This window comes from Aminobacter sp. DSM 101952 (assembly GCF_001424795.1).
Lineage (GTDB): Bacteria > Pseudomonadota > Alphaproteobacteria > Rhizobiales > Rhizobiaceae > Aminobacter > Aminobacter aganoensis.
Map to the genome: position 1 here is coordinate 1 of NZ_LMCL01000024.1, position 10,236 is coordinate 10,236.

Here is a 10,236-nt window from a genome sequence, read left to right on the forward strand (position 1 = left end):
CATCCCGTCAACAGCCTCGACGACCTCCTGCCGTGGGCCTGGAAAGCGGCAAATCCTGTCAATGCCTGACATCACGTGCAGCCCCCGGACGCTTACGTCGTTTCGTAAGCTTCCCGTCCTGGCACCTCGTTGGCGTAGTGCAAAATCGCAGCATGTGGAGTTCCTTCGCAACGTGGAGGATCTCCGGTGAATCTGAAACATTTCGAGAACACGGCACGTCAGTCCTTCTGGGTGGTTCACGTCGAAGCATGGCGTCAGAGCGGGTTGGCGCGCACAACCTATTGCCGTCGTCACCATCTCAACCAGCGTACGTTCGAGCGCTGGCTTGACTAGCTGATGGGCAAGGAGGCGGCGCGTAAACATGCGGAATCGCAGGCACAAGTGCGCCGTGAGCGGCGGCAGAAAGGGCGGGAGAAGAAGCCGCGGCGGCGCCAGAAACGCCGCTTTGGCGCGAGCACGGATGTGCGCAATCGTGCGCTCCAGGCGTTCTGGGCGATGCATGTTGAGGCGAAGAACTGGAGCGGGGTGGGCGTTCGCGAATACGCCGCGGCGCTGCATCTTTCGCCCTATGCATTGCGCCGTTGGCGCGACCGCTTGGACGACGGCGAGGTGGTGATCGACTGGCGCGCGCATCTTCATCCCTCCGTTCGCCCGGCCGTTAGCACTAGTGCTAACGAAACGAGGCCCGAAGGCGGCTTGACAGATGCCGCGACGGACGGGCCGACGCCGCCCCGGCAACCTGCCCGGCGCTTCTTCAGCGACGCGGAAAAGCGTGCCATCGCGCTGGAGAGTGACCAGCCAGGCGTGAGCGTCTCGGCTGTTGCGCGGAAGCACGGGATCGTCACGGAGATGCTGTTCCGCTGGCGCGTGCAGTTCGACGTGGCGCAAAGGAAGCGCGCAAAACTCGCATCCGTGGCGCTACCTGACGACACGCCGGCGGCGGTGGCACTGCAGAGGCTCATGCAGCCGCCCTGACGGGACGATGGCAATCGAACTGCCGGACGGTCGGCGTGTTTTTGCACCTGCAGGCAGTGATCCTGCTGATCCCGATCAGTTGGCGCTCGCACTGGAAGACCTCGATGCCGACATCGCCCCATCCGGGAAAGCATACCGAGCATCCAGACTCCACCATCGGGGCGGCCAGCCCACCGCAAGCCGCTGCCCGATCATCTGCCGCGCGAGGACGTGCGGCTCGACATCGGCGAGGCGACTTATCCGTGCTGTGGTGGCGCGCTCCATGCGATCGGCGAGAGCGTCAGCGAGATGCTCGACTGGGTTCCTGCCCAGCTTCGCGTGGTCCGCATCACCCGCCCGAAATACGCCTGTCGGACTTGCGAGACGGCAGCGCAAGCGCCTGCGCCGGACCGGCTGATCGCCGGCGGATTGGCGACGCCGGCGCTTTTGGCGCAGGTACTGCTCTCCAAATATTGCGACCACACGCCGCTCTACAGGCAGTCGCAGATATTCGCCCGGCACGATGTCGACCTCGCGTGCTCGACGCTCGAATGGCCGAGCTGCCGGTAAAGACACGAGAGTTCCTTGCACAACTACGGGAAGAGGACATCGACACGCCGAACGCCGGCCTGAAGCTCGTAGTAGCGACAATGACGGTAGGAAACGCCGTCAAATGGCTGATCGTTGGCATACTCGGCCTTTTCGCGGGCGTGGTGATGTTCGGGGAAAGCATTGCGCGAATTGTCGCCTGGCTCCGGCCGCCGCCAGAATGATCTTCTGCATAACGAAATTTCGGCATCCTCAAGCCCCGCCGCCGCAAGGTCGCGGGGCTTTTTTGCGTTGGGGAACTATCCAGCCGGTGTTTTGTTTCGAGACCGGAGCGATCCGCACTCCCCTCAGTACGGTCGCTCCAGCAGCGGGCCTATCGCTTCCGCGTCCAACCGGGGGCGGTGGGCCTTTCCGTGAGAACAGGTTGGGGAAATGACCGACGAACCTAGAGAACCGCTCAGCACGGAAGACTTCTTGGTGGGGCGCTTGATGGAAGAAACCGGCATCACGGAACAACAAGCTCGGCGGCTGTCGCTGATCTCGGCTATAACTGGTCATCGCTGTTACGAGAGGCACAGATTTTGGCGAAGAAACGTTAGCTGCCGGTGCTGGAGGCGTCGACCAACCGCACCGATGCCAACCGCGGCCACCGACACCTTCACTCCGTCGCCATTTACGTCATGGTAGCTTTTTGGGACAAGCCGGCAGGGGTTGTGCGCCAAAGATGGAACGACTTCTTTTTCTCCTCCCCGAGAAGCCGCAGCCGCTTTGGGTGAGGTACGCGACAACTACTGCCCTGATGGCGTTCTGCATCGCGGTCCATATCGAACTTCAAAGTCAAACGGGCTTTGTTGGTTTGTTTTTCCTTCTGCTTGGCATTTTCATAGCGGGTCTCTTATTTGATCGCGGGTCGGCTCTATTCGCGACCGCTCTTGGTACCATATTCGCCTATTTCGTCATCAGGCCGATGGCTCCCTTTCCCGGATATATGGCCCCCTGTATGCTGTTCGCGGTAACCGGCGCAGCCATCGGGCTCATCGCCGAAACTCTCCGGACAGAGATGGAAAAGGTGGTGCGGGCAGAAAAGGCTAAGGGTCTGCTTCTGATGGAGCTCGCTCATCGCACCAAGAACAACTTGGCAATGATATCCGCGATCATGCGACTTCAGGCGAGGGACTCCAGTGTGAGCTCATCAGAAGCGCTCACCGATATGGCGGCGCGCATTCAGGTCATGGTGCAAGTTTACGACCACCTCACGATACGCGCAGACCGAAAGGTTGTGGACGCAAGGGAATACTTGGCGGACATCTGCCAGGGGCTCAGCGCATCGATCAGCGGAACAAGCCCGGTTGCCATCAAAGCCGACGCTGACGAGCTGTATATTCACAGCGAACAGGCTGTGCCCATTGCGATAATCGTCAATGAACTCGTGACCAACAGCCTCAAATATGCTTTTCCAGACGGGCAAGCCGGTCTTATCCAAGTTGCACTACGGGTCAACGGTGACGTAGTCCTCTCCGTAACTGACAATGGCGTGGGCCTACACGAGGAGCGGCCTGGAGGGGTTGGCTCCCGCGTCTTGTCGCTGTTGACGCACCAACTGGGCGGGACGATAACTCGTGAAAATCTAGCGGTTGGCTGTCGCGTGACGCTGCTGATGCCCAAGCCGCCTGTATAGCGAAGCGTCCGTCCGTTCATGGCCAGGTCGACGGCCGCAGCACCTCCATCGACCCTCTTGTCCACCGGATTTCCTTCTGAGGTACGGGAGCAAGGTGTGGACCGTGGAAGGCTCTCCCGAGAAAGCAGCGCAACAGGCTGGCCTTGGCTGACTCGCCGACAGCACCCGCTGACTTCGGTGACCCGACGGCTCCACCCTCTACCGAAGGTAGACCAGTGCTTGAGGCCGCGAAGGAAACCCAAACCTGGCCGCACACATGGAGATAATCGTCTTCCGGTGATCAGAGCCCTCGCGCTCCCGATGGTCCTCGGTCCGGCGGCCCCAAAGCTTTCTGGACATCAGGTCCCCCCTCTCGGTCCAAACATTATCTTGCCGCCGACCCATCGAAACACGATTCGAGCGGAGATTTCTTGCCCGAAACAGAACCCCTGATATGTTCGGCAACTGGGGGTGGGCATGGGAATAAATCTGACTACGATTCAAAGACGATTGGCCATGGGCGCGGCGGCCGTCGTCGCCGTCCTGCTGTGGGTGCAAGCAGACAGTGTCGGGCTGGACGAGACACCATGGCTGATCGGTGTTCTGGTTATTCTTGCTCTGCTGTTCCTGGCATTCGCACCTAAGCGCGAAACCGGAAAGACATTTCCGGCCAGTTCCACCGTATCCGCCAACTCCAAAAACATCGCCCCTGCCAGCGCATTCCGTGCTGCCTACGAGATTGTCGAGGCGGAGTTCATGCCTGTCTTCGAAGCTGCCCAGCTTGGCTTAGAAAAGAACACAGTCACGATCATGATGGCAGACAACGTACGTCTGCACGCGGCCAAGCTCGCCTGGATCGCGACCGCCCTGGCGTTGGAGAAGGCATATCCTGGCTTCCGAAAGGGTCACAGATTTGAGTCCCTCGGACTCATCGCCGGGGTCGAGTTCCGGAAACACCTCAGGAGCGTGCCTGGCATGGAAGGCCCCGAAGCGAAGGCCAAGCTTCTCACGATGGCCGCGAAGGAAACGGCCGAATGCACCTTCGCGCTTGATCAGACCATGGCCAGAGTGTCGGCCAATCAGCCGATCCCGATGTCTCCGGTCTTCCAGAGGGTCGAGGCAGGCTTCCCCTTTGCTGCGATGACACGGCAGCAGCTTGCCGCGAACGATGCTCGCCTCGAAGCAGCATATGGGCCCGTTTTCCGGAAAGCCGTACTGGCAGCAAGCGCAGGATAGTCAGGGGGAATGGACATGGCTTGGGTCGCGGCCGCGATGTTCGGTGTAGCAGTCATCTACTTCGCAATTCACTATCCGGGCTTCAGGAAAGTGGTTCTCTGGTGCCTCGCCGGAATCGTCGCTCTGGGAGCTGTCGGTGGCGCATATGCGTACTGGGACTCGGTACGGCAGGCCAAGCGAACGGCTTATGCAAAAACGCTCATCAACGAGCGAGATGTCGACTTCTACGATTTGACAATGGGGTCGAACGGTCTCGGTGGCCACACGGTGAAGGGCACCGTCAGGAACCGCAGCAGCCACATTCTCGGGTCATTTAAGCTGCGGATCATCGTCCAGGATTGTCCCGAAGGGAAATGCGAAACGATCGGAGAGAACGAAATCTGGGAGACCTACATCAACGTCCCACCTGGGCAAGTGCGAGCCTTTGATACCTACGTATCCTTCTACAACATGCCTGCGCCGAAGGCCCAACGATGGAACTATGGCGTGATGGAACTCGAGGCAAAGTTGGATTGATGACAGACTGGCAGACGATTCTTCTAACAGCACTCGTGACGACAGTCGGAACGGGCCTGGTCACGTACCTTGGGTACCGCCTTACAGTCCGAAGAGATAGCGAAGTCGAACGCCTGAGGCACGCCACCTTTCTAGCCGTCCGCGTTTCCGCTGTACTTGATCCCTTTGTGATGAGCTGCGTGGAGGTGGTCGCTGATCGCGGGTATCGTGATCAGCAGGGAGAACTCTGTCCCGACTCGGTGCCGCCAACACTCGAATTGCCCCAGGACGTAGACTGGCGATCGATCGACCCGCTTCTGATGGACCGAGTTCTCTCTTTGCCAAACGAAATTGCGTCAGCCGAGAAAACCATATCGTTCGTTGCCGAGGTGCAATCCGGACCTCCAGATCACGAGGAGTGGTTTGAGGAACGGCGGTTTGCATGGGCAGGATTAGGCCTTTTGGCACTCGATATCGCGAGGGACCTGAGGGATCGATACGAGCTCCCTCAGCGCGATTATAGCCGTTATGATCCGAGAGACGCACTTGAAGCCGCGTTCCGGAAGGAAGACGAGATGCGGATGACGGGAGCCGAGAACGCCAAGCGGATCGTAAAGAAGTTCAAGGCGAAGAAAGCTGGGACGACGGGCTGACCTCATGAAGAACTGGACTGACCAACTCCCGCTTTATGGCTGCCTCACCGGGATCGAGCTTCCTGACAGCGGGTTTGAAGTCATCCCCGGAGTTTCTCTTCGCAGCGTCTTCGTAGACATGTTCGGCACCTCGCTGCTAGCCTTCGCTCCACCTCCGACCCCCAAAGCGCCGCACCCCGGACCGTGGGTTCCTATCAACGGCGGCTACACGTTCAAGAGCCGGGTTCAGGTTTCTATCACCGACGTATCGTCCTTCGACAGCCTGTCGCCTTCCGCAGTCGCGTGGCTGGTTGCAGCGATGCTGCGCCTGCAGCTGCCCTCACCCGTCAGGATGGCCGTGCTCGCCGCTATGCCTTTCGACAAAATGGAGGTCACGCATGAGCCTTGGCCCATAACGTTTGAGAGCGCGACGCATCAGGTCGGGCCATATCGCACCCCCAGCACGGTTGCGAGCGAAGAGGATTTTTTATGGCTGCGCACAGCGCTGCCAGTCGCGTCCCGCCTTTACCACGAGGAGCGATTCTTCAGGGCTTTCTCGGTCTACGACCAGGCGCAATGGAGTCCGACGCTTGAAATGGGGACCGTCCTTGTTTGGACGGCGATCGAAGCACTGTTCGACCTCGGAGGCGAGCGGGAGAAGACCAAGGCCATCTGCCGGGCGCTGGCCGACTACGTGAGCGACGGCCCCTCCGACAGGGACCGGGCCTTTCAAGTCATCCGCGACATGTATGGCATGCGCGGCAGCGTAGTCCACAATGGGGGCCGTGTGGCACCAGAGGACGCGATCCAGTCTTACCAGTTCGCCAAGGTGGCCTTCCGGCGGTGCATCATCGACGGGAAGCTGCCACCCTCTCCACAGCGCGTGCTGCAGTAGGTCATTCGACGAAACCAAGTCCCGACAACGCGCCATAGAGAGACCAACTGGTAAATACTTGATTTTCTTGGCGATTCTTGGCGCTTCCGACAAGGTTCGAACCTGTTACCTCTGCCTTCGGGGGCAGAGCCAGACATACGCTGCCCACCGTTATGAATGAGAGCTGGGTTGAGAAAATGGTCGCAGTGTTGGCGCGGAGCAATGCCTAAATAGGAACCCTCTCCGGGCTTTACGTGCTCTTCGGTCCTGAGGCACGAGGCAGCCGTACACCTGGGCCGCCGCCATTTGCCGGAATGAACTCGATGCCGGCGGTCTCGAACGCTAGCCGAATTACGTCGATCGTCGAACTCTTTAGCTGCTCGCCCCGTTCAAGACGGGCGATCGTATCAGGCGATACCTCAGCGTTTCGAGCAAGGTCTCGCGTTCCCCACCCCAGCGCGACGCGCGCCATTTTGCATTGAATTGCATTCATTTCGTAACGCAGATACGATTTTTGTTGATCTTCAGGCGAATTGCCATTATCGTAACCCTGATACGATTTAATACCTTAGCGGCCGCCAAGGGTGTTCAACCGCCGTTAGCGACCTAACCATAATCTAAGCTGTTTGGAGCTCGGATCATGACTGATTCCGACCATAGCATGAGTTTTCGGCGCGTCACGCGGCGGCTGGCGCTTGGCGGGGTGTTTGTCGTCAGCGGTGGGTGGACTTTTGGCGGGAATGCGCAGGCCCGGGCGACAGCGGCGACAGACGTTGTGCCGACTCCAGCACCAGACCCAGCGGTGGGGGTGTGGCGCAATTGGAATGCCGCATATGAGCAAGCAATGTGGCGCTGTGACCGGCTGCAGGAACTCGAGGCAGCACTTGCCGAGCGAGTGGATGGGCTGTGGACGGTTGTGAGCAGCCCCGGCGGCGAGGAGACCATTGTTTGCTCGAAGGCAGCGCTGGACCGGATTATCGGCGAGCGAACGGACATGGCGGAGATCCGCGCCAAGGCCGAAGCTGAACTCGACGCGCGACAAGCACATTTTGAGGTGGTTGCGACGGAGATCGGCTATTTCGAGGGACTGAGGGCTGAGCAGGCAGGCTTTGCAAGGGTCGCGGCGCTGATGGACGCGCTTTCCGGGACGCCCGCCGTCTCGCTTGCAGGCGTAGTGGGCAAGCTCGATGCGGTGTTGCGCAACGGCGCGGACTGGGAAGATCGTTCGGCCTTTCCCTGGCCACAAATCCGCTCGGCGCGCGAGGATCTGATGCGGATCGGGCGCCAGCTGACACCGCATGCGTTTTTCCCGGGCGGGTAGACGGTGAGGTTTGCCTCTCCCCTGCCCTACCGGACAATTCGCCGGGTGGCTTCATTGCATGTGGCTTCACGGCGGAGCCGGTCACGGTCAAGGCGGGTTGGCGCCAAGGCCTTGACCGGCGTTTCCAGCGTCGCGACAGGGAGCATGCTGCGTCTCCTTCGGAGAACGCGCCGAACGCAGGTCATTGTGCTCCACGTTGCTACGACCGCATTTTCCCCCTTCCCGGCCGGTCAATCTGGCAGCTTCATCCCCGCTTCGACACCACGAAGCGAGGAAGCCTATGGCAGAAGACAACATGACGGCCACCGACGCGTGGCACTACCCGAGCGAGCTCCCCGACAGGCCCAAAACCCATCCGGCGATCCTGGCTCTCGCCTGGCTGATCGGCCGCGGCATGGCAAGAGAGCAATTCGCACACGCAACGGACGCCAAAGCCGCCCCCAACTCTCACGCGGCCAATGCAGAACCACCGGGCGAAAGAGCCGGCGACGGCAATTCCGACACCAGCTAGACCGAGAGCAGTGATCATGACCATGCGCGTAGCACTCTATGCCCGCTACTCTTCCGACCAGCAGCGGGCAGCCTCGATCGAGGACCAGTTCCGGCTCTGCCGCGAACATGCGGCGCGCGAAGACTGGGAGATCGCCGGCATCTACCAGGATGCCGGGATCTCCGGAGCAAGCCAGATCCTGCGGCCCGGCATCCAGAAACTCGTCCGCGACGCCCAATGCGGGTTGTTCCAGCTGGTGCTGGCCGAGGCCCTTGACCGCATTTCCCGCGACCAGGCCGACATCGCAACACTCTACAAACATTTGAAGTTCGCCGGCGTGCCGATCGTCACCCTCGCAGAGGGAGCGATCTCCGAACTGCATGTCGGCCTCAAGGGCACGATGAATGCCCTGTTTCTAGGGGATCTCGCCATGCGGACCCGGCGCGGATTGCGCGGCCGCGTCGAACTCGGCAAGTCCGGCGGCGGGCTGTGTTACGGCTATCGTGTCGTCAGGCGCCTCGGCGAGCGCGGCGAACAGGTTAAGGGTGACCGCGAGATCGACACTGCTCAGGCAGAGGTTGTGCGCCGCATCTTCCGGGAGTTTGCCACAGGCATCAGTCCACGCGCGATCGCCAAGAACCTCAACGACCAGGGTATATCAGGACCTGCCGGCAAGCTGTGGAACGACACCACGATCCGCGGTCATGTCAGGCGCGGCACCGGCATCATCAACAATGAACTCTACATCGGTCGCCTGGTGTGGAACCGCCAGCGCTATGTGAAGGATCCTGCCACCGGCAAGCGTGTCTCGCGCCTCAATCCGGAGAGCGAATGGATCGTCACCGACGTGCCGGAGTTGCCCATCGTAGGCGACGAACTCTGGCAAGCAGTCAAGGCACGCCAGAGCGAGATCGCCGACAGGTCCGTCAACCTGACCACGGCTGTTCGCGCTCACCACATGCGCAATCGGCTGAGCAGCGCCCGCCGGCCGAAGTCACTGTTGTCGGGGCTTGTGTTTTGCGGGTGCTGCGGGGGGCCCTACTCCTTGCGCAGCGTCGACCGCTTCGCCTGCTCCAGCCACACCAGCAATGGTTCATGCCCGAACAAGCGCACTATAGTGCGGAGCGAACTGGAACAGCGGGTGCTCGCCGGCCTGAAGAACAGGATGATGGCGCCGGAGGCAGCCGCAGTTGCAATGAGGGCCTACGCCGAGGAGACCAACCGTCTCAACCGCGAACGCCGCGCCAATGCCGATGGCTGGAACGCTGAACTGGTGAAAGTCGAGAAGCAGATCCGCAGCATCATCGAGGCCATCAAGGCCGGCATGTTTCAGGTGAGCATGAAGGCCGAGATGGACGCGCTCGAGATGCGCAAGGTCGATCTCACGAACCAGCTTGCCGCCGCTCCCCAGGACAAGCCGGACCTGCTGCCGAGCATATCGTCACTCTATGCGCGGAAGGTCGCGCAGCTAACCGAGGCGCTCAACCATCCTGACGACCGGCCGCAAGCCGCAGCAACGCTGCGGTCGTTGATCGAGAAGATCGTTCTGACACCTGGTGCGAAGCGCGGCGAGATCGAAGCTACGCTGTATGGAGAACTCGGCACGATCCTGAACTGGACCGAGCGGCAGGCTGTTGGGCCTGCAAACAAAAACACTCCCGGAGCAAGGCTCACGGGAGTGTCGTTATCAATGGTTGCGGGGACAGGATTTGAACCTGTGACCTTCAGGTTATGAGCCTGACGAGCTACCGGGCTGCTCCACCCCGCGCCACCATATGCAGGAATTTCCTGCATGTATTCCGGTCTCCTTGCCTTCATGTAGGCATTTGCCTACGCGAATGCGAGGGATTTCGTGTTCTGGCCAATGGAAAGCGCCGCTTACGCGGCCCCTTGATCCCGTTGGCGGGCCATTTTCGCAAAGAGAAGATGTTGGTGACCGACACCGCGTTTTGCGATGTCCATATTACATGCCCTTGGCAGACCTGGCAGCGACTTACTCTCCCGCGTCTTGAGACGAAGTACCATCAG

11 protein-coding genes, 1 tRNA gene and 1 pseudogene are annotated in these 10,236 nt (G+C 60.5%); 11 read left to right on the forward strand and 2 right to left on the reverse strand.

What is annotated here, in order from left to right:
• Positions 1-336 precede the first annotated feature (336 nt).
• The 8 genes and pseudogenes from ASC75_RS16365 (at position 337) to ASC75_RS16400 (ending at position 6,418) form a co-directional block, all read left to right on the forward strand.
• Complete coding sequence (locus tag ASC75_RS16365; RefSeq protein WP_162244935.1) at positions 337-975, forward strand: transposase; 639 nt, start codon at positions 337-339, stop codon at positions 973-975.
• 183 nt (positions 976-1,158) lie between these two features.
• Positions 1,159-1,509 (forward strand): annotated as a pseudogene (locus tag ASC75_RS26300) (IS66 family transposase zinc-finger binding domain-containing protein); the annotation flags it as partial.
• Positions 1,506-1,727, forward strand: coding sequence for a hypothetical protein (locus ASC75_RS16370; protein ID WP_055977797.1), 222 nt, complete (start codon positions 1,506-1,508; stop codon positions 1,725-1,727). The pseudogene ASC75_RS26300 and the gene ASC75_RS16370, both read left to right, overlap by 4 nt.
• A 500-nt stretch (positions 1,728-2,227) precedes the next feature.
• Complete coding sequence (locus ASC75_RS16375) at positions 2,228-3,181, forward strand: histidine kinase dimerization/phosphoacceptor domain -containing protein (RefSeq protein ID WP_055977770.1); 954 nt, start codon at positions 2,228-2,230, stop codon at positions 3,179-3,181.
• Between the two features lie 456 nt (positions 3,182-3,637).
• On the forward strand, positions 3,638-4,396 hold the full coding sequence (locus ASC75_RS16385; protein WP_156381282.1) for a hypothetical protein: 759 nt from the start codon (positions 3,638-3,640) through the stop codon (positions 4,394-4,396).
• A 9-nt stretch (positions 4,397-4,405) separates the two neighbouring features.
• The gene (locus tag ASC75_RS16390) at positions 4,406-4,912 is read left to right on the forward strand and encodes a hypothetical protein (protein ID WP_055977779.1); all 507 of its coding nucleotides are present in this window, start codon (positions 4,406-4,408) and stop codon (positions 4,910-4,912) included.
• Complete coding sequence (locus ASC75_RS16395; protein WP_055977783.1) at positions 4,912-5,544, forward strand: hypothetical protein; 633 nt, start codon at positions 4,912-4,914, stop codon at positions 5,542-5,544. The genes ASC75_RS16390 and ASC75_RS16395 overlap by 1 nt, the downstream gene beginning before the upstream one ends.
• A 4-nt stretch (positions 5,545-5,548) precedes the next feature.
• Positions 5,549-6,418 (forward strand): HEPN domain-containing protein, encoded by an 870-nt coding sequence (locus tag ASC75_RS16400; RefSeq protein WP_055977786.1) that lies wholly within the window; start codon positions 5,549-5,551, stop codon positions 6,416-6,418.
• A 229-nt stretch (positions 6,419-6,647) separates the two neighbouring features.
• On the opposite strand, the gene ASC75_RS26765 is transcribed toward ASC75_RS16400, so the two are convergent.
• On the reverse strand, positions 6,648-6,890 hold the full coding sequence (locus tag ASC75_RS26765) for a helix-turn-helix transcriptional regulator (RefSeq protein ID WP_244487857.1): 243 nt from the start codon (positions 6,888-6,890) through the stop codon (positions 6,648-6,650).
• Positions 6,891-7,037: 147 nt separating this feature from the next.
• Here ASC75_RS26765 and ASC75_RS16405 point away from each other — a divergent pair, with 147 nt between their 5' ends.
• The 3 genes from ASC75_RS16405 to ASC75_RS25640 all read left to right on the forward strand — a co-directional run bounded on the left by ASC75_RS16405 (position 7,038) and on the right by ASC75_RS25640 (position 9,943).
• Positions 7,038-7,718: a hypothetical protein gene (locus ASC75_RS16405; protein ID WP_156381283.1), complete on the forward strand. Its 681-nt coding sequence runs from the start codon at positions 7,038-7,040 to the stop codon at positions 7,716-7,718.
• 280 nt (positions 7,719-7,998) lie between these two features.
• Positions 7,999-8,229 (forward strand): hypothetical protein, encoded by a 231-nt coding sequence (locus tag ASC75_RS16410; protein WP_055977792.1) that lies wholly within the window; start codon positions 7,999-8,001, stop codon positions 8,227-8,229.
• A 22-nt stretch (positions 8,230-8,251) separates the two neighbouring features.
• Entirely contained in the window at positions 8,252-9,943 is a 1,692-nt protein-coding gene (locus ASC75_RS25640; RefSeq protein WP_199914620.1) for a recombinase family protein, read from the forward strand.
• Here the strand turns inward: ASC75_RS25640 and ASC75_RS16420 are convergent.
• Positions 9,900-9,976 (reverse strand) — tRNA-Met (locus ASC75_RS16420). The genes ASC75_RS25640 and ASC75_RS16420 overlap by 44 nt on opposite strands.
• Between the last annotated feature and the right edge of the window lie 260 nt (positions 9,977-10,236).